Here is a 21,089-nt window from a genome sequence, read left to right on the forward strand (position 1 = left end):
CCGTCAGTCTACGGATCGCGCGGCAGCCGGCTCTGGAAGCCCAATGAGCGCTGTGATCGCATGCCAATTGCATCCACACCGCAGCAGGACAAATCTGGAAACGACCGATGGAACCTCCAAACGGGTACGCGCCGCGGATCTATTTTTTTCATTCACCTCTGGTCGGTCCGCTTGACGCGTGGCCTGCGCAGTTCGCTCACGCGGCCGCACTCGGCTTCGATCACGCGCTGATCGGCAGCCTTTTCGAGCCAGGCCGGGCGAGCCACGGCCAGGTCGTCGGCAACCATGCGCGCCTGCACCCGGCGTTCGAAGCGCAAGGTTCCGCCGGCGAGGCCATCCGCACACTCGCGGACGAGGCGCGTCGACACGGTCTGACCTTGCTGGGCGATCTGGTGATCGACCGCGTCGCCGCCGACGGTGCGCTCTACGCCGAGCACGCAGACTGGTTTCATCCGCTGGAGCGCGAAGAGGCCCGTCTCGATCCGCGTCATGTCCATCGCGAGGACAACGTCGCTTACGCGAACTTCAGCGATGCGGGTACGTGTGCCGCGCTCGCCGACTGGTGGACGCGCCAGCTTCTCGCGCTCGCCGAGGCCGGCATTGGCGGCTTCCGTTTCGATTCGCCGCACCGTGTGCCCGCAGAGGTCTGGCGGCAGTTGCGCGACGCCGTGCGCGACGCTCATCCCGACGTGCGCTTTCTCGCCGCGACTCCAGGTCTCGCCCGCGGCGATCTGTCCGGGCTCGACGGCGCGGGCTTCGACAGCGTGTTCTCGTCGGTGCGCTGGTGGGACTATCGCGCGAGCTGGATGGTCGAGGAGCACGCCGCGCTCGCGCGCATAGGCGGGCCCATTGCATTTCCCGAAGCGCCATACGGTACGCGGCTCGCCGCCGAATTGAGCGACCCGCATGATTCGGGCGTCGTTGAGCGCGCTTATCGGCGTGCACTGTTCACGGCGTCCGCCGTCGGCACCGGCTGGATGATGCCGATGGGTTTCGAATACGGCGTGAGCGAACCCATGTCGCAAACGCGAGGCAACGCGTCGCAATTCGCACTCGCTTGCCAGGCGAAGCGGTTCGACCTGTCGCAATCCATCTCGCTCGCCAACGAACTCGCGCGCCACACCAAGGCGCTGCAGGTGAACGGCGAGTTGCGCCCGTTGAGCGGGCCGGGCGCGCCGGCCGCTCTTCTGCTGCGTGCCGACCAGCCCGACATGCGCGATGCCGGCCAGGCGGTCCTTATCGCGATCAATCCCGAACTCAGTGCGGCGGTTCGCGTGGATCCGGCGCGCTTCCTTGCCGGCGTGCCTGGCAATTTCACGCGCTTCATTCCGCTCGATGCACGCGGTGGCGCGTCGCCCGCGGCATTGGCGCCATTCACGCTCGCCCCCGGCGCCGTGCGTCTCTTCCAGGCCGTCACGGAAAAGCCGATTTGTCTCGCACCGCCCATCGACAAAGCGAACAGCAAACGCAGCGGCCGCAAGACCGTGCTCGAAGCGATCAACGCGCCGCGCGTCGCGATTGAAAGCGTCATGCCTTCCGTGGACAACGGCCGCTTTGCCGCCAAGCGCAGCGTCGGCGAACGCGCGGAGATCAGCGCCGCGATTTTCGCCGAGGGTCACGACAAGATTGCAGCCGCGGTGCTGTGGCGCGCCGCGGACGAGAACAACTGGCACGAAGTACCGATGAGCCCGGCACAACCGGCCGGCCTCGACATCTGGAAGGCGCGCATTCCGCTCGAACGTATGGGCCGTCACGAGTTCACGGTGATCGCCTGGCGCGACGACTTTGCTTCGCTCGTCGAGCACGTCGAGAAAAAGCTGAAAGCAGGGCAGACAGTCGAGACCGAACTCGACGAAGCCGCGCACCTGTTCGCGCTCGTGCTGGCCGAAGTGGAAACGGCGGAAGGCGCGGACAAAGAGCCGCTCGAACACATCGTCACGCAGTTCAAGAAGGCCGACGATCAGGCCAAACTCAAGCTGCTGCTCCAGCCGGCCACGGCGAAGGCGATGACTGCCGCGCGGCATCGTCCGTTTCTGAGCCGTGATCCGGTGACCTACAAGATCGACGCCGAACGCACCGCCGCGCGGTTTGCGAGCTGGTACGAGATCTTCCCGCGTTCAATGAGCGACGACGAATCGCGTCACGGCACCTTCGCCGACGTCACGAAGAAGCTGCCGCGCATTCGCGACATGGGCTTCGACGTGCTGTACTTTCCGCCGATTCATCCGATCGGCGTGAGCAATCGCAAGGGCCGCAACAACACGCTCAATGCGCAGCCCGGCGACGTCGGCAGCCCGTATGCGATCGGCGGGGCCGAAGGCGGCCATACCGCCGTGCATCCGCAACTCGGCACGCTCGACGACTTCAAGGCGATGCTCGCCGCCGCGCATGCGCACGGCCTCGAAATCGCGCTGGACTTCGCAATTCAATGTTCGCCGGATCATCCGTGGTTGAAGGAGCATCCGACATGGTTCGCGTGGCGCCCCGACGGCACCTTGCGTTACGCGGAAAACCCGCCCAAGAAGTACCAGGACATCGTCAACCCTGACTTCTACGCGCACGACGCGAAGCCCGACTTGTGGCTTGCGTTGCGCGACGTGATCCTGTTCTGGATCGAGGCGGGCGTGCATATCTTCCGCGTCGACAATCCGCACACGAAGCCTTTGCCGTTTTGGGAGTGGATGATCAACGACGTGCGCTCGCGCTATCCGGACACCATCTTCCTTGCTGAAGCATTCACGCGGCCGCGCATGATGAACCGGCTCGGCAAGATCGGCTTCTCGCAGTCGTACACGTACTTTACGTGGCGCGAGTCGAAGCGCGATTTCATCGAGTATCTGACCGACCTCACGCAGACCGGCGCGCGCGATTTCTACCGGCCGAACTTCTTCGTGAACACGCCGGACATCAATCCGCGCCATCTGCAATCGCATGGACGCACCGGCTTTCTGATTCGCGCGGCGCTCGCTTCGACGCTCGCCGGCCTGTGGGGCGTGTATAGCGGCTTCGAGCTTTGCGAGGCGGCGGCGTTGCCGAACAGCGAGGAGTACCTCGACTCCGAAAAGTATCAGTTGCGCGCGTGGGACTGGAACCGGCCCGGCAACATCATGGCCGAGATCACTGCATTGAATCGCATTCGCCGCGCGAATCCCGCGCTGCAAACGCACCTCGGTCTCACGTTCCTGCCTGCACACAACGAGAACATTCTGTTCTTCGAGAAGGCGACCGAAGCGCGCGACAACGTGATCCTGGTCGCTGTCAATCTCGACCCGTTCAACGAACAAGGCGCGGATATAGAGTTGTCGTGGGAGACGTTCCAGAAGTGGAGTCTGCACGATCACAGCGCACTCGAAGTCACCGACCAGATGACCGGCGCGCGTTTTGACTGGCACGGCCGCTGGCAGCATGTGCGGCTCGGGCCGGGCCAGCCGTTTTCGATCTGGCGCATTGCGCCGCTCGGCGGCCTGCCCGCCGAGCGCCCCGACGAAGCCGACAGCGATTCGACCAGCGCCCTTCACGCAGACGCTGGCAACCCTACCCCGACGGAAGGTGCGATATGAAGCGTGACGATCCCTCCCAGACCACGACGCAAGCGCCGGTGGGCAACGCCCCCGGCAACACGGCAAAGCCGCGCACGAACCGGCGCGGCAAGCCCACGGCGCTCGCCGACGATCCGCTCTGGTACAAAGACGCGATCATCTATCAGGTGCACATCAAGTCGTTCTTCGATGCGAATAACGACGGCGTAGGCGACTTTCCCGGCCTCATCGCGAAGCTCGACTACATTGCCGAACTGGGCGTGAATGCGATCTGGCTGCTGCCGTTCTATCCGTCGCCGCGCCGCGACGACGGCTACGACATTGCCGATTACCGCAACGTGCATCCCGACTATGGTCAGCTTTCCGACGTCAAACGCTTCATTCAGGAAGCGCACGCGCGCGGCATTCGCGTGATTACCGAACTGGTGATCAACCACACGTCGGATCAGCACCCGTGGTTCCAGCGCGCGCGCCGCGCAAAGCCCGGCTCCAATCACCGCAACTTCTATGTGTGGTCCGATACGGATCAGAAGTACCCGGAAACGCGCATTATCTTTATCGACTCAGAGCCGTCGAACTGGACGCACGATCCGGTGGCGGGCGCGTACTACTGGCACCGCTTCTATTCGCATCAGCCCGACCTGAACTTCGACAATCCCGCGGTGCTGCGCGAAGTGCTGCAGATCATGCGCTTCTGGCTCGACATGGGTATTGACGGGCTGCGGCTCGACGCGGTGCCGTATCTGGTCGAACGCGAAGGCACCAACAACGAGAACCTGCCGGAAACGCACGCCGTCCTGAAGAAGATTCGCGCGACCATCGACGCCGAGTATCCGAACCGCATGCTGCTCGCCGAGGCGAACCAGTGGCCGGAAGACGTGAAGGAATACTTCGGCGATGAAGACGAATGCCACATGGCATTCCACTTTCCGCTGATGCCGCGCATCTACATGTCGATTGCAAGCGAGGACCGCTTTCCGATCACCGACATCATGCGGCAAACGCCGGACCTGGCCGCGTCGAATCAATGGGCAATCTTCCTGCGCAATCACGACGAGCTCACGCTCGAAATGGTCACGGACTCCGAGCGCGATTACTTGTGGAACACCTACGCGAGCGACCGCCGCGCGCGCCTGAATCTGGGCATTCGCCGCCGTCTCGCGCCGCTCATGGAGCGCGACCGCCGCCGTATCGAGCTGATCAATTCGCTGCTGCTGTCGATGCCGGGCACGCCCGTGATCTATTACGGCGACGAACTCGGCATGGGCGACAACATTCACCTGGGCGACCGCGACGGCGTGCGCACGCCAATGCAGTGGTCGTCGGATAGAAACGGTGGTTTCTCGCGCGCCGATCCGGAGCAACTGGTGCTGCCGCCGGTCATGGGTTCGCTCTATGGATTCGACGCGGTCAACGTCGAAGCGCAAAGCCGCGATCCGCATTCGCTGCTCAACTGGACCCGGCGCATGCTGGCCACGCGCCGCGCGAAACAGACGTTCGGGCGCGGCACCATCCGCTTTCTGAAGCCGGAAAACCGCAAGATTCTCGCGTATCTGCGTGAGATGCCCGGCGAGCCGCCCATTCTGTGCGTGGCCAATCTGTCGCGCGCGCCGCAGGCGGTGGAGCTCGACCTGTCGGAATTCAACGGCGCGGTGCCGATCGAAATGACCGCCGATTCGGTGTTCCCCGCCATCGGTCAATTGACGTATCTGCTGACGTTCCCGCCGTATGGCTTCCTGTGGTTCCTACTGTGCGAAGGCGGTCAGCGTCCGACGTGGGCACAGGCGCATCCCGAGCCATTGCCCGAGTTCGTCACCATCGTGATTCGTGAAGGCCAGGCCGGGCCGACGCCGGAAAACGTGCGGCTGCTCGAATCCGAAGTGCTGCCTTCGTGGCTTAGCCGGCGCCGCTGGTTTGCGTCGAAGGATCAGAAGATGCACGCCGTGCGGCTCGCCGCGCTCACTACGATTCCGAACGGCGGCTTCGCCTTCACCGAGATCGAAGCGGACGTCGGCGATCACACCGAACGCTACGTGGTGCCGATTGCGATCACCTGGGGCGGTGAGACGACCACGCCGCTCTTTCTCCAGCTTGCGCTCGCGCGCGTACGGCGAGGCCGCAACGTCGGGCATCTGACCGACGCGTTCGCATTGCCGATCTTCGCGCACGGCGTGCTGCGCAAACTGCGTGAACGCGCGGTCGTGCCCACCGTGCAGAAGAGCGAGATCCGCTTTATTCCGACCGACCGCTTCGCCGAACTCGACAACCTCGGCGAGCGCCCGGAAGTGCGCTGGCTCGCGGCCGAGCAAAGCAACAGTTCGCTGATCGTCGCGGATGCCGCGGTGCTCAAGCTCGTGCGGCGTCTCGTGAGCGGCATTCATCCGGAAGCGGAAATCAGCCGCTACCTGACGCAACTCGGCTATGCCAACACGGCTCCGCTGTTCGGCGAGGTGGTGCGGGTGGACCCCGAAGGCGTGCCGCACACGCTCGCGATCCTGCAAGGCTTCGTCGACAACCAGGGCGATGCATGGAACTGGTCGCTCGATTATCTGCGCCGCTCGGTCGACGAACTGGCGATTACCGTCGACACGGAAGCCACCTCCCCGCCGGATCGCGATAACGAGGCGATTCTGCTGGAAGGCTACTCCGCGTTGGCGGGCATCATCGGCAGGCGACTTGGCGAATTGCATGTCGCGCTGTCCTCGCCGACCGACGACCCCGCGTTCTCGCCGGAGCCCGCGAGCGCGGAACAAGTGAAGGCATGGGTGGAAGGCACACAGTCGATGCTTGCAAGCGCGCTCGATCTGCTCGCGCCGCGCGTCGAACAGCTGCTCGATGCGGACACGAAGGCGCTCGCGCAAAGTCTGATCGACCGGCGCGCGGCGCTCGTGGAAGCCGTGAACAAGCTCCTTACCCCCGACACCCAGGCGCTGCGCATCCGCATCCACGGCGACTTCCATCTGGGCCAGGTGCTGGTTGCACAGGGCGACGTGTATCTGATCGACTTCGAAGGCGAGCCGGCGCGTTCGCTCGAAGAGCGTCGGCAGAAATCGAGCCCGCTGCGCGACGTGGCCGGCCTGATGCGCTCGCTGTCCTATGCGAGCGCCGCAGCGCAGTCCACGACGGAAGCGGCGCCGCAACAGACGGCGGATCGCAAGCGCGTGTTGTTCGACCGTTTCCGCGCGCACGCCACCGACACGTTCCTGAAGGAATACCGCGCGGCCACCGCGCAAGCGCCGACGCCGCTGGTTGAACCCGAGGCCGAACAGGCGCTGCTCGATCTGTTCCTGATCGAGAAGGCCGCGTATGAAATCCGCTACGAGGCAGCCAACCGGCCGACGTGGCTGAGCTTGCCGGTGCGCGGACTCGCGGCGCTCGCGAGCCGGCTGCTCGGCGATACCGGCGCGCCGCATGCTTCGCACGATTCGTCAACCCAGGCGCCAGACGCCGCCACCCCGCCTCATCCGGCCGAGGGCGACTATGAGTGAACACGATCCGGCCGCAGGCCTCCAGCCGCTCGAGATAGACGCGCTCGTCGAGGCGCGCCATCCCGATCCTTTCTCGCAACTCGGCATGCATCACACGGACGCCGGTCCGGTCGTGCGCGCGCTGTTGCCAAATGCCGCGCACGTCAGCGTGATTGCGCGCGCCGACGGCGCGCTGCTCGGCGAGCTTCAGCAGTTGCGCCCCGGCCTCTTTGCGGGGCGCGTGAGTTCTGCCGCGCCGTACCGGTTGCGCATCGACTGGCATGGCGTCGTGCAGGAAATCGAAGACACCTACTCGTTCGGTCCCGTTCTCGGCGACGAACCGCTCGGCCGTCTTGCAAACGGCGACCCGTATGCGGTGCTCGAATGCCTTGGCTCGCGTCCCATGGAAGTCGACGGCGTGCCCGGCGTGCGCTTTGCGGTGTGGGCGCCGAATGCACGGCGCGTCTCGGTGGTCGGCGACTTCAATGCGTGGGACGGGCGCCGTCATCCGATGCGTTTGCGCCATCAGGCGGGCGTGTGGGAACTGTTCGTGCCGCGAGTCGGGCCGGGCACGCGCTACAAGTACGAACTGCTCGCGCGCGAGGGGCATCCGCTGCCGTTGAAGGCCGATCCTTGCGCGATGCAAACCGAAAAGCCGCCTGGCACAGCGTCGGTGGTTGCGCATGCCGACGAGATCGAGCAGTTTCCGTGGACCGATCACGAATGGATTCAGTCGCGCGGGGCGAAGCAGACGCCGCGCTCGCCGATTTCCATCTACGAGGTACATGCGGAGTCGTGGCTGCGCATCGCCGAAGATGGTCAACGCGGTCTCGACTGGGCCGAGCTCGCCGAGCGCCTGATTCCGTATGCGAAGACCATGGGCTTCACGCATGTCGAGTTCATGCCGGTCGCGGAACATCCGTTTGGCGGATCGTGGGGCTATCAGCCGCTCGGGCAATTCGCGCCGTCGGCGCGTTTCGGCAAGCCGGAGCAATTCGCGCTGTTCGTGAACAAGGCGCACGAGGCAGGGCTCGGCGTAATTCTCGACTGGGTGCCCGCGCACTTTCCGAACGACGCACACGGCCTCGTGCAGTTCGACGGCACGCCGCTTTACGAGCATGCCGATCCGCGCGAGGGCTACCACCAGGACTGGAACACGATGATCTACAACCTCGGCCGCAACGAGGTGAGTGCGTTCCTGATCGCGTCAGGGCTCGCATGGCTCAAGCGCTATCACGTTGACGGCCTGCGCGTGGACGCCGTGGCGTCCATGCTTTATCGCGACTATTCGCGCGCCGCCGACGAGTGGGTGCCGAACATCTATGGCGGGCGCGAGAACCTCGAGTCCATCGCGTTCCTCAAGCGCCTGAATCACGAAGTCGGGTATGTGCCTGGCGCGCCGGGCGCAATCACCATTGCCGAGGAATCGACCGCGTGGCCCGGCGTGACGGCACGCGTGGAAGACGGCGGGCTCGGCTTCCATTTCAAGTGGAACATGGGATGGATGCACGACACGCTGCACTACATGCACGAAGATCCGGTGTACCGCCAGTACCATCATCACAACATGACGTTCGGAATGGTGTACGCGTATTCCGAACGCTTCGTGCTGCCCCTTTCGCACGACGAAGTGGTGCACGGCAAGGGTTCGCTGCTTGGCAAAATGCCCGGCGACACGTGGCAGAAGTTCGCGAATCTGCGCGCGTACTTCGGCTTCATGTGGACCCATCCGGGCAAGAAACTGCTGTTCATGGGCGGCGAATTCGGCCAGCTCGCGGAGTTCGATCACGATACGTCGCCGCACTGGCATCTGCTCGACGATGCGCATCATCACGGCGTGCAAGTGCTGGTGCGCGATCTGAACCGTCTGTACCACGAGGAGCCCGCGCTGCATCTGCTCGACAGCGAACCAGGCGGCTTTGACTGGCTGATCGGCGACGACAGCGGCAACAGCGTGTTCGCGTATCGCCGCACCGACGGCGCGGGCCGCGAACTTGTCGTGGTCTGCAACATGACGCCAGTGCCGCGCGTCGGTTATCGCATCGGCATGCCGCGCGAAGGACGCTGGTCGGAGGTACTCAATACCGATGCAGGCGTGTATGGCGGCTCGAACATGGGCAACGGCGGCGTGATTCATACCGACGCAATGTCGAGCCACGGCTGGCCGCATTCGGCGTCCCTCACCTTGCCGCCGCTCGCGACAATCGTGCTGCGCGCTGATTGAGGGCCAACTGACGCCTGCGCCGGAAACGAGCGCGCGGCCCGCATCACGGGGCCGCGCGCTCGTCGCATGAGCAGGCATTAGCCGCTTCACCAGAACAGAACAAGGAAGGGGAACCATGTCGCATGCAATGCCGGACCGGCTTCTGCCCGGCTCGCCCTATCCGCTTGGCGCCAGTTGGGACGGCCTTGGTGTCAACTTTGCGGTGTTCTCCGCGAATGCGCAGAAAATCGAGCTATGCCTGTTCGACCCCACGGGCCGCAAGGAGATCAAACGCTACCCGCTGCCCGAATGCACCGACGAGGTCTGGCACGGCTATTTGCCGAACGCACATCCGGGCACCGCTTACGGCTTTCGCGCACACGGTCCGTATCAGCCTCAGCAGGGGCATCGCTTCAATCCGCACAAACTGCTGCTGGACCCGTACGCGCGCAAGCTCGTCGGGCACTTCCGCTGGTCCGATGCGTTGTTCGGCTACCGCGTGCATTCGAATCGCGCGGACCTTTCCATCGACCGGCGCGATTCCGCGCCTGCCATGCCGAAGTGCGTCGTGATCGACGAAGCATTCGACTGGTCGCACGACAAGCGCCCGAACGTGCCGTGGGGCGAAACCGTCATCTACGAAACGCATGTGCGCGGCGCCTCGATGCTGCGCAACGATCTGCGCCAGCATGAACGCGGTACGTTTGCCGCGCTGGCTTCGCCGGAATTTATCGAGCACCTGCTGAGGCTCGGGGTGACCGCCGTCGAACTGCTGCCGGTGCACGCGTTTCTCAACGACCGCTTTCTCGTGGAACGCGGCCTGCGCAATTACTGGGGCTACAACACCGCGGCGTTCTTCGCGCCGGAGCCGTCGTATCTGAGCACGCACCGGCTCGACGAAATGCGCATTGCCGTGCGCCAGTTGCACGCGGCCGGCATAGAAGTGATTCTGGACGTGGTCTACAACCACACTTGCGAAGGCAACGAAATGGGCCCGACCGTCTCGTGGCGCGGCCTGGACAACGCGAGCTATTACCGCCTGATTCCCGGCGACGAGCGGCATCACATCAACGACACCGGCTGCGGCAATACGGTGAACCTGCTGCATCCTCGCGTGCTGCAAATGGTCATGGATTCGCTGCGCTACTGGTCGACCGCTTTCAACATAGACGGCTTCCGTTTTGATCTGGGCGTGACGCTCGGACGCGAGCCTCATGGCTTCGATCCAGGCTCAGGTTTTTTCGACGCGGTTCGCCAGGACCCGATCCTCTCGCAACGCAAGCTGATTTCGGAGCCGTGGGACATTGGTCCGGGGGGCTATCAGCTTGGCAATCATCCACCGGGTTTTGGCGAATGGAACGACCGCTTCCGCGATACCGTGCGGCGGTTCTGGCGCGGCGACGCGGGCCTGCGCCCCGACCTCGCCGCGCGCCTGACCGGTTCCGCCGACCTGTTCAACCGGCGCTTTCGCAAGCCGTGGGCGTCGATCAATTTCGTCGCCTCGCATGACGGTTTTACGCTCGCCGACATTACCGCCTACGAGCACAAACACAACGAGGCGAATCGGGAAGGCAACCACGACGGCCACAACGAAAACTGCAGCAGCAACTGGGGCGTCGAAGGACCGACCGACGACGCCGCGATCCTTGAAACGCGCCAACGCGTGGCGCGCTCGATGATCGCGACGCTGTTCATCGCGCTCGGCACACCGATGATGCTCGCCGGCGACGAATCGTTGCGCACGCAAAACGGCAACAACAATGCGTACTGCCAGGATAACGAAATATCGTGGCTCGACTGGGAAAGAGCCGAATCTCCGGACGGCCGCGACATGACAGACTTCGTGGCGCGGGTGGCGGCCCTGCGCAAACGGCATCCGCTGCTGCGCGAAACGCGGTTTCTGTTTGGCGACCGTGAAGTATTACCGGGCCTTTTCGACATAGGCTGGTTCGACGAAAACGGCGATCCGTTGACAATCGAAGCGTGGGAGGACCCCGAGGGCCGCGCGTTCACGTTGCGTCGCGCGGGGCCGGGTGTGAACGGCGAAACGGAAGTATTGTTGATGATGCTCAACGCGAGCGCGGAAACGCTGCGTTTCACAGCCCCCGCGCCGCACCTGGAATGGCACGTGCTGTTAGACACTGCCGATACCGCAAGCGCGCCGCACCGGCTCGCCGCGACGGACCTGGAAGTAGCCGCGCATGGCCTCGTGATACTCGCCGCGCAACCGGTCGGCGAGGCCGACTGGCAAGCGGGCTGGAAGGCCGGCGCGCGGCACGGGTCACGGCTCCTGACGGCGTTGCCACCGGAGCCGGGCGAGCATCCGCCGGCGAGCGACGCGTCGCCGGCTGCGTAGGTCGCGGCGTTCATGCGCAAACGGCGTGTGAGCGGCCCGGCAGCAAAAACCGAATGGTGAAGAGTCATGTCCGAACATCAGATCGATCCTAACGCGCGTCATTTCGCGCATTGCCTGCCGTTCGGCGCGCAATTGCTGGGGCCCCAGGGCGCCAATCCGCGCACGCGTTTCCGTTTCTGGGCGCCGTCGTGTAAGAGCGTGCAGGTGGAAATCGAGAATGGCACCGCGCAAGGCTCGCACGACATGACGCCGGCGGGCAACGGCTGGTTCGAGACGTGCATCGCGAGCGGTGCGGGCACGCTGTACCGCTTTCGTCTCGACGACGGCAACGCGGTGCCCGATCCCGCGTCGCGCTTTCAGCCGCAAGACGTGCATGGCCCGAGCGAAGTCGTCGACCCGCGCGCGTATTGTTGGGAACATGCCGACTGGCACGGCCGGCCCTGGGAAGAAACCGTGCTGTACGAACTGCACGTGGGCGCGATGGGCGGCTATCGGGGCGTGCAGGAGCGCTTGCCGGCGCTGGTGGCGCTCGGCGTGACCGCCATCGAACTAATGCCGTTGAACGATTTTCCCGGCCGGCACAATTGGGGCTATGACGGCGTGCTGCCGTACGCGCCCGATTCCGCGTACGGCCGGCCCGAAGATCTCAAGGCTCTGGTCGACGCGGCGCACGGCCTCGGCCTGATGGTATTTCTCGACGTGGTCTACAACCACTTTGGCCCGGACGGCAACTACCTGCACGAATACGCGCGTTCGTTTTTCCGCGAGGGCACGCATACGCCGTGGGGCCCCGCCATCGACTTTGAGCGCAGTGAAGTCAGCGACTTCTTCATGGACAACGCCGTCTACTGGATCAACGAATACCGGATAGACGGTCTGCGCTTCGACGCCGTGCACGCCATCGACAACCATGCGTGGCTGCGCGAGCTGGCCGACCATATTCGCGCCAATGTGCAACATGGCCGCCATGTGCATCTCGTGCTGGAAAACGAGCACAACAGCGCAAGCCTGCTCGGGCATCACTTCGACGCACAATGGAACGACGACGCGCACAACACGCTGCACGTGCTGCTCACGGGCGAAACCGAAGGCTATTACCACGCCTATGAGGACCAGCCGATCCGCCGTCTCGCCCGCGTGCTTTCCGAGGGCTTTGCTTACCAGGGCGATCCGTCGCCGCTGCACGACGGCGCGCCGCGCGGCGAACCGAGCGGGCATTTGCCGCCTACCTCGTTCGTGATGTTTCTGCAGAACCACGATCAGATCGGCAACCGCGCATTCGGCGAGCGTCTGCGCAAGCTGACTTCGGACGAAGCGTTGCGCGCGGCCACCGGCTTGCTGCTGCTGTCACCGCAAATTCCGCTGCTGTTCATGGACGAGGAATACGGCTCGACGCAGCCGTTCCTGTTTTTCACCGACTACACCGGCGATCTCGCCGACGCCGTGCGCGAAGGACGCCGCCGCGAGTTCGCCCGGTTCTCCTCGTTCAGCGACGAAAAGCGGCGCGCGCAGATTCCCGATCCGAACGACGAGAAGACCTTCGCCGCTTCGTCGCCGCCCGCCCCGGTGACGGCCGCGGCGTCCGCTTCACAAGATGACGACGAAACCAGGGAGCGGCTCGACTGGATGCATTTCTACAAATCCGCGCTGACGGTGCGCGCAAAACTGATCACACCGCGTCTGAAACACGGCAAGGCGCTGAACGCAACGGTGCTGACCGACGCGAACGGCGCGGACGCAAATGCGCTCGTCGCGCGCTGGAAGCTGGGCGATGGCGAGACGCTGTCGCTCGCGCTCAATCTGTCGAAGGACAATGTGCCGTTTAACGACGTGCCCGCCGGCAAGGTCATTTTCGAAACGCCGCCGCGCGTGCGCGAGCAGATCGACGCGAAGGTGCTGCCGGCGCATGCGTTCGTCGCATGGCTGACCGGCGACATCAACGACTACGCGACCGGTCATGACGCACGCATTGTCGGCAAAGAGGAGCGCCGCTCGTGAGTACCCGACGTTCCGGCGACACGATCGCCACGCTGGCAACACGCGCCGGTTTCGAGGTGGAGTGGGAAGACGCGCATCGCAAGGTGCATCGCGTGCCCGAGAAAACGCTCGCGATTCTGCTCGAACGGATGGGCCTGCCATGCGGTAACGCCACGCAAATCCGTCAAAGTGCGGCCGCGCTCGACGCGGAACTGTCCGGCCGCAAGCTGCCGCCGCTGATGACCGCTCAGGTCGGGCGCGGCATTGCGCTGCCCGCCGCGGCGCTGAAGTCCGGCAGCCATTACCGGATCGAGCTGGAAAGCGGCTCGATCATCGACGGACGCTTTACCGCGCCCAAAGGCGAGGAGGCGTTGCTCGCGCCCATCGACGAGCCCGGCTATCACACGCTCGTGATTCACGAGCAGCGCGTGACGCTCGCGGTTGCGCCGCCGCGCTGCTACACCGTGGCCGACGCGTGGCGCAACCTTCACGACGACGAGCGTGCCGTGGCTCCGCCGTTGTGGGGCGTGGCCGCGCAGCTTTATGGCTTGCGCCGGGTGGGCGATGGCGGCATTGGCGATTATTCGGCGCTCACACGAATCGCGGCGGAAAGCGCGAAGCGCGGCGCGCATGCGCTCGCCGTCAGTCCGACCCATGCCATGTTCAGCGCGGAGCCGAACCGCTTCAGTCCCTATTCGCCGTCTTCGCGCTTATGGCTGAACGTCACGCATATCGACCCGGCTGCCGTGTTCGGAGAAGCGGCCGCGCGCGCCGCGATGCAGTCCGCCGACGCCGTGGATGCATGGTCCGAACTGGAAGGCTTGCCACTGATCGACTGGCCGCAGGCCGTCGTGCTCAAACTGAAAGTCTTACGCGCGCTATTTGAAAATTTCTGCACGCATGAGCGCGCCCGCGAGGGCACGGAAGACACCCCGCGCGCGCTGGAATTTCACGGCTTCTGCGAACGCGCGGGGCGCGCCCTGGAAGATCATGCGCGTTTCGAAGCGCTGCAAGCCGCGCAACTCGCGCAAGGCGGCAATGGTCATTGGCGCAACTGGCCGGAAGCATTGCGCGATCCGCGCAGCCCCGAGGTGGAGGCGTTCGCGCAAGCACATCGCCACGAGGTCGAGTTTCATCTCTTTCTGCAATGGCTTGCCGCGAAAGGTCTGTCGCATGCGCAGCATGCGGCGCGCGAAGCGGGCATGGCCGTGGGTCTGATCGCCGACCTCGCGGTGGGATGCGACAGCGCCGGCAGTCATGCATGGTCCTATCGCGACGACATGCTGCAGGGCGTGTCCGTCGGCGCGCCGCCCGACCTCTTCAACCAGGCGGGACAAAGCTGGGGCCTCACCACGTTCTCGCCGCGCGCAATGCGCACGCAAGGGTTCTCCGCGTTCATCGACATGTTGCGCGCCGCGTTCGCGCATGCGGGCGGCATCCGCATCGATCACATTCTCGGCTTGCGGCGCCTGTGGCTCGTGCCGGAAGGCGAAAGCGCGAGCAACGGCGCGTATCTGCGCTATCCGCTCGAAGACCTGTTGCGGCTCATCGCGCTCGAATCGTGGCGGCATCGCGCGATTGTGATCGGCGAGGATCTCGGCACGGTGCCGCCCGGCTTTCGCGAGCGGCTCGACGAGCATGGCATTGCCGGCATCCGCGTGCTGTGGTTCGAGCGCGGCGAGGACGGCACCGGCTTCAAGCCGCCCCAGGCATGGGACCGCAATGCGGTCGGCACGACCACGACGCACGATCTGCCGACCGTTGCCGGCTGGTGGGCGGGCAGCGACATCACGTGGCGCAACCGGATCGGCCAGACGATGGCCCGGCCCGACGGCCGCGATCCGGAAGAAGCTGCGCAGGAAGAACGTGCGAGCGACCGCGCCGAGCTATGGCAGGCGTTCCAGCAAGCCGGCGTGGCTGCGCCGGAAGTCGAGGCGCCGCCCACCGACAACCCGCCGGTGGACGAAGCGCTCGCGTTCGTCGCGGCGACGCCCGGACCGCTTGTCACGTTTCCGCTCGAAGATCTGCTCGCGCAGCGCGACCAGCCGAACCTGCCCGGCTCTATCGACGAGCATCCGAACTGGCGCCGCCGCATGAACCTGCCCATCGACGAAATGTTTCTCGACGACACCTTCTGCGACCGGCTACTCGCCGTTGACCGAGCGCGCAGCGCCGCAACCGTTTCCACTCCTTCAGCCAATCCTGCTTCGGAGCCTGATACGCCATGACCGTCCCGCGCTCCACTCTTCGGCTCCAGTTTCACCGGGGCTTTACTTTCGACGATGCCGCGAAGCACGTCGACTACTTTGCCGCGCTCGGCATCAGCCACGTGTACGCGTCGCCCATCACGACCGCGGAGCCCGGCTCGATGCACGGCTACGACACCGTCGACTACACCCAGGTCAGCGCCGAATGCGGCGGCGAGGCGGGCTTGAAGCGCCTCGTCGAAAAGCTGCACGCGCATGGCATGGGGCTGATCGTCGACATGGTGCCGAACCACATGGGCGTAGGCGGCTCCAGCAATGCGTGGTGGCTCGACATTCTCGAATGGGGACGCCATAGCGCCTATGCGCGCCACTTCGACGTGGACTGGCATTCGCCTGATCCCGCCTTACGCGGCAAGGTGCTGCTGCCAACCCTCGGCGCGCCGTATGGCGACGAACTCGTCTCGGGCCGCATTGCATTGCATTTCGCAGCGGACAGCGGCCGCTTTTATGTCGGCTACGGGCCACACGTGTTTCCGGTTTGCCCGGTCGATTACGCGTCGATCCTCAATAGCGCCGACCGTGCCGATCTCAGCGCGCTCGCGGAACGCTTCCAGGGATTGACGACACAGCCTCCGGACCAGCCGCGCGCCGCCGAAAGCCGCGAAATGCTGCGCGAGTTCGTCGCGCAAAACGGCACCTCGGCCATTGAGTTCGTGCTGCAAAGCTATGCGCCGGGCGATCCGCTCACGCGCGACCGTCTGCATCGGCTGCTCGAACGCCAGCACTTCCGGCTCGCCTGGTGGCGCACTGCCGCAGACGAAGTCAACTGGCGGCGCTTCTTCGACATATCGACGCTCGCCGCGGTGCGCGCGGAGCGGCCCGAAGTGTTCGAGGCCACGCATGCACTGATATTCCGTCTGTACCAGGAAGGCGTGATCGACGGGCTGCGGATCGATCACGTCGATGGCCTCGCGGAGCCGCGCGAGTACTGTCAGCGGCTGCGGCAACGCCTCACCGAATTGCGTGAGACGACGCCGTACGTGATCGTCGAGAAAATTCTCGGACGCGGCGAACCGCTGCGCGACGACTGGCCGGTGGACGGCACCACGGGCTACGACTTCATGAACGACGTGGGCGCGCTGCTGCATGACCCGGCGGGCGCCGAGCCGCTTGCGCAGGCATGGGCCGAACTGACGGGCCGCAGTCCGGATTTCGCAGACGAAGCACTGGCCGCGCGGCGCAAGATCGTCGCGGAGAATCTCTCCGCGGAGCTGGACCGCGCGGCGCGGGCGCTGCATCGCATCGCGCGCGACTCGCTGGCCACGCGCGATTACACCTTCACCAGCTTGCGACGCGTGCTGACCGAACTGGTGGTGCATTTTCCCGTGTACCGCATCTATCCGCAAAACGGCCTGCGCAGCGCCGCGGACAACGTGTACTTTGAACAGGCGCTGGCCGGTGCACGCGCCACGCTTTCGCGCGCCGATCACGGTGTGCTCGAACGCGTGAACACATGGCTTGGCGCGAGCGCGGAAGACTCGCCTGCCGCGCGCCACGCTCAGCCGCAGCAAGGGCAGAACGGCGCGCCGCCGAACCACGCAGGTTCGGCGCGGCGCACTGCGCAAACGCTCTTCTCGCAATTGACCGCGCCGGTTGCCGCCAAGGCTGTCGAGGACACCGCGTGTTATCGCTACGGCCGGCTCTTGTCGCGCAACGAAGTGGGCGCCGATCCGGGCGAATTCGCGTTGTCGGTCGAACAGTTTCATGCGGGCAACGTCGAGCGCTCGCAGCGCTTTCCGCACGCCATGCTGAGCACCGCGACACACGATCACAAACGCGGTGAAGACGTGCGCGCACGGCTGGCGGTGCTGAGCGAAATTCCGCACGAGTGGGGCGCGACCTTGCGCGCGTGGTCCACGTTGAACGCGCCGCAGCGCCGTTCGCTCGACGGCAAACCAATCAGCAGCGTGGGCCAGGACACGAGCTACGACTGGGCGCCCGGCCCTGCGGCCGAAGCGATGCTGTATCAGACGCTGGTGGGTTGCTGGCCGCCCGAGCTTCAGCCGGACGACGAAGCAGGCGTGAAGGCATTGGCCGAACGCGTCGCGCAATGGCAGTTGAAGGCACTGCGCGAGGCGAAGCTGCAAACCAACTGGTTCACGCCCGACGAAGCCTACGAAGCGGGCTGTCGCGACTTTCTGTTCGACATTCTCGCGCCGCAGCGGCGCGACGGCTTTCTCCGGGAACTTGCCGCGTTTGTCGCACGCATTGCGCGCGCGGGCGCGCTCAATAGCCTGCAGCAGACTGTGTTGCGGCTCGCATCGCCTGGCATTCCAGATCTTTATCAAGGCACCGAGCTGTGGGACTTCAGTCTCGTCGATCCGGACAACCGCAGGCCGGTCGACTTCGAGCAGCGCGCCGCGTTGCTTGCGCAAACCCCGCCATCTGAATTTTTGCCAACGTGGCGCGACGGACGCGTGAAGCTTGCGGTCGTGCAGCGCGTGCTCGCGCTACGGGCGCATTTGCCGGAGTTGCTTTGCCAGGGCACTTATCTGCCGCTCACGGTACGCGGCGCGCATGCTTCGAACGTGATTGCGTTCGCGCGGCGGCACGGCAACGCGTGGGCCGTCGTCGTGGCGAGCCGGCTCGCGGCTGGCCTGCTCGGCGATCAGGGCGATCTGCCGATGGTCGCGCCCGAAGCGTGGCAAGACACCGCCGTCGAGATGCCGGCGGATCTGTCCTCGCGTGCGTTGTTCGACTGGCTGAGTCCGGCCGCGCCGAAGGTCGATGAAAACGGCTGGCTGTATTTGCGAGACGCTCTCGCGGCCATGCCGATTGCAGTGCTGGTGGAAGACGGCGTGCCGCGCAGTTGACGGCACACTGAACGGTGAGCCGCCTGGCGCAGCAGGCAGGAAGGCGGGTTCGGCGCGTTCGGCGCGGCATGCCGCGTTGGTAAGCGTGGGGGAGCGTTCCGGCGCGAGGAAGGGGCTAGCCACCTTCGTCGTCGAAAACTTTCGGGTACACGCGCACGAGGACAATGCGCGGACCCTTCATCTTTTTCACGACGACGTCGAAACGGTCGAATTCCACGCGCTGCCCTTCGGCAGGCAAATCGTTGAGGGCCTGGATCACAAGGCCGCCGACGGACTCTGCCTTGCCCTCGTCGATGTCGATACCCAATGCCCGTTCCAGCGACACCACCGGCAAGCTGCCCTTGCCGATCAGGGTGCCGTCGTCCATGCGCGTCCAGTCGGCGTCGCCCTGACGGAATTCGTCGTGAATCTGGCCGACTAGCGCACCCAGCAGATTGTCGAGCGTAAGAAAACCGATGGGCTTCGCATTCTTGTGCCCCACCAATGCGAAATGCGGCGCGCCCTTGCGAAACCGCCGGAACAGTTCGAGCGCCGGCATGTCAGGCTTGACGTACTGAACGGGTCGCGCGTAATGCGAGAGATCGTCGAGCGTACTGCCTGCATGCCGCGCGAGCAGCAGGTCCTTCAAGTGGATCATGCCCGCAACGCGCTCGCCGGATGCATCTTCAAAGAGCGGATAACGGCTGAAGCGATGCCGCGCCACCATCTGCATGTTTTCGCGCAACGGCAAATCGAGCCTCAAGCCGACCATTTCATACGCGGGGCGCATCAGATCCGACACAGTCATGCGCGAAAAATCCAGCGAATGCGCGATGGTGTTCCACTCGTCCTGGCTATACGCGTCTTCGGGCGCGCCGCGCTCTGAAACCACATTGGTACGGCGGCTGCGCAGAATGAGCTTCAGCTCGTCGGTTGAATAGTGCGAGTCGTGCGCGTGCTCCGCGTGCAGTCCGGCGAGCTTGAGAACCGCGTTCGCGCTGGTGTTGAGCAACCAGATAGCTGGATACATCGCCCAATAAAAGCCGTACAGCGGCATGGCGGTCCACAGGGAGATCTTCTCCGCCTGGCGAATGGCGAGCGACTTTGGCGCGAGTTCGCCCACCACGATATGCAGAAACGAGATACACGAAAACGCGAAGAACAGCGAAATGCCGTGAATCAATTGCTCGGACTGCACGCCCGCCAGGCTGAAAAGCGGCGTGAGCAGGTCCGCAAAAGCAGGCTCGCCGATCCAGCCGAGGCCGAGCGAGGCGAGCGTAATACCGAGCTGACACGCAGACAGATAGGCGTCCAGGCGCCCATGTACCTTGGCGAGCAGGCGCCCCTGCAATCCGTGTCTTTGGGCGAGGCTTTGCACGCGCGTCTGCCGTAGTTTGACGAGGCCGAATTCGGCGGCAACAAAAAAACCGTTCAGGGCGACGAGTAGCAATGCGCCGATAAGGGCGACAACCTGGATCAAAGCGGAGGCTCCGGCAACAAAAGTTGTCAGTATAGAGGGCGAAAGGTGATCGAAAAGTTAATTGCGGACGGCACCTCGTCCGCATCAGCGCTTATCGGGCCGGCGGAGCGCTCAACGGAACACGCAGCGAAAGTGTGGCCGGCGCACTCTCAGTCGCGTCGTGTTGTTCGAAGCCGCCGCCATGCGCTTCCGCTACGCGCTTGCACAGCGCGAGCACCCATGCAATGCGATTCGCTTCACGCGGTTCGCGAGCCTGCTTGCGCGCGAACGCTTCGAGCACATGAGGCAACGAAGCATCGACCAGCGCGGCGCTCGTTTGGTATGTAACCGCGGCATGCCAACTGGTTGCGTCCGCACGCGATTCAAGCGTGACAGTCGCGCCCTGCGCGCTCGATTCGACGGCAAAAGTCAGCATGACCCACAGTGCCGCCGCCAGACGCTCGCGGTCGCCATTCAGTTGCTCGGTGGCAAGTTGAGAGTTGATCACGAGTTCGACGCCGCGTGTACGCGCGAGCGCCGAACGCACTTCGTCAACGGTTTCATCGAGCAGGGGATGCAGCGGGAACGGCGCATAGTTAAGCGCAAGCGACTTGGTCTCGGCGCGCGTGGCGTCGACGATCGTCCCGAGCAGCTTCACCTGTTGATCCACGCCATTGCGAATGCCCGTGACCGCGCGCTGCGAATTCGGATCGTTCGGGTCAAGCTTGCGCTCGAGCACATACGCCCAGCTATGGATAGCGTTCAACGGACCGCGCAGGTCGTGCGACACCAGAGAAAGCACGTGGTCGCGCATAAAAAGCGCGGATTCGGCCCGCAGATGCGCGGTGCGTTCGGATACGACGAACCCGGAACCCGCCGTTTGCGCCCCGGCTGTTCCGGTTGAAGACGTTGTCACGATCGACCTCTCAGGCAATGCATGATGATTGGGAAAGTCCCATTATAGGCATGCCAACGGGCGCCACCAGCCTGGCCAGATGGCTAACGGAGGTCGCAATCCCCGTGCCACGC

9 protein-coding genes are annotated in these 21,089 nt (G+C 64.6%); 7 read left to right on the top strand and 2 right to left on the bottom strand.

The window, feature by feature from the left end; translation table 11 throughout:
• The first annotated feature begins 107 nt into the window (after positions 1-107).
• The 7 genes from F757_RS33895 (at position 108) to treY (ending at position 18,622) form a co-directional block, all read left to right on the top strand.
• Positions 108-3,560: a maltotransferase domain-containing protein gene (locus F757_RS33895; protein ID WP_084530983.1), complete on the top strand. Its 3,453-nt coding sequence runs from the start codon at positions 108-110 to the stop codon at positions 3,558-3,560.
• Positions 3,557-7,027, top strand: a complete 3,471-nt coding sequence (gene treS, locus F757_RS0120605; RefSeq protein WP_027213046.1) for a maltose alpha-D-glucosyltransferase — start codon at positions 3,557-3,559, stop codon at positions 7,025-7,027. Before F757_RS33895 ends, treS begins: the two co-directional genes overlap by 4 nt.
• Positions 7,020-9,230, top strand: coding sequence for a 1,4-alpha-glucan branching protein GlgB (gene glgB, locus F757_RS0120610; protein WP_027213047.1), 2,211 nt, complete (start codon positions 7,020-7,022; stop codon positions 9,228-9,230). The genes treS and glgB overlap by 8 nt, the downstream gene beginning before the upstream one ends.
• Positions 9,231-9,345: 115 nt before the next feature.
• Entirely contained in the window at positions 9,346-11,565 is a 2,220-nt protein-coding gene (gene glgX, locus F757_RS0120615) for a glycogen debranching protein GlgX (RefSeq protein ID WP_027213048.1), read from the top strand.
• A 66-nt stretch (positions 11,566-11,631) separates the two neighbouring features.
• Positions 11,632-13,563 carry a malto-oligosyltrehalose trehalohydrolase gene (gene treZ, locus F757_RS0120620; RefSeq protein WP_027213049.1) on the top strand — a complete coding sequence of 644 codons (1,932 nt, stop codon included), beginning with the start codon at positions 11,632-11,634 and terminating at the stop codon, positions 13,561-13,563.
• Positions 13,560-15,770 carry a 4-alpha-glucanotransferase gene (malQ, locus tag F757_RS0120625; protein ID WP_027213050.1) on the top strand — a complete coding sequence of 737 codons (2,211 nt, stop codon included), beginning with the start codon at positions 13,560-13,562 and terminating at the stop codon, positions 15,768-15,770. The genes treZ and malQ overlap by 4 nt, the downstream gene beginning before the upstream one ends.
• Entirely contained in the window at positions 15,767-18,622 is a 2,856-nt protein-coding gene (gene treY / locus F757_RS0120630) for a malto-oligosyltrehalose synthase (RefSeq protein WP_027213051.1), read from the top strand. The genes malQ and treY overlap by 4 nt, the downstream gene beginning before the upstream one ends.
• Positions 18,623-18,737: 115 nt before the next feature.
• On the opposite strand, the gene F757_RS0120635 is transcribed toward treY, so the two are convergent.
• Together F757_RS0120635 and F757_RS0120640 are read right to left on the bottom strand one after the other, a co-directional pair.
• Positions 18,738-20,081 (bottom strand): hemolysin family protein, encoded by a 1,344-nt coding sequence (locus F757_RS0120635; protein ID WP_027213052.1) that lies wholly within the window; start codon positions 20,079-20,081, stop codon positions 18,738-18,740.
• A 91-nt stretch (positions 20,082-20,172) separates the two neighbouring features.
• Positions 20,173-20,976, bottom strand: a complete 804-nt coding sequence (locus F757_RS0120640; RefSeq protein WP_027213053.1) for a sensor histidine kinase — start codon at positions 20,974-20,976, stop codon at positions 20,173-20,175.
• Positions 20,977-21,089 lie beyond the last annotated feature (113 nt).

The sequence above is a fragment of the Burkholderia sp. WSM2232 genome, from assembly GCF_000472545.1.
Classification (GTDB): domain Bacteria; phylum Pseudomonadota; class Gammaproteobacteria; order Burkholderiales; family Burkholderiaceae; genus Paraburkholderia.

Coding starts and splice junctions, on each gene's coding strand:
- F757_RS33895 (WP_084530983.1), top strand. CDS start 108: ATGGAACCTCCAAACGGGTACGCGCCGCGGATCTATTTTTTTCATTCA.
- treS (WP_027213046.1), top strand. CDS start 3,557: ATGAAGCGTGACGATCCCTCCCAGACCACGACGCAAGCGCCGGTGGGC.
- glgB (WP_027213047.1), top strand. CDS start 7,020: ATGAGTGAACACGATCCGGCCGCAGGCCTCCAGCCGCTCGAGATAGAC.
- glgX (WP_027213048.1), top strand. CDS start 9,346: ATGTCGCATGCAATGCCGGACCGGCTTCTGCCCGGCTCGCCCTATCCG.
- treZ (WP_027213049.1), top strand. CDS start 11,632: ATGTCCGAACATCAGATCGATCCTAACGCGCGTCATTTCGCGCATTGC.
- treY (WP_027213051.1), top strand. CDS start 15,767: ATGACCGTCCCGCGCTCCACTCTTCGGCTCCAGTTTCACCGGGGCTTT.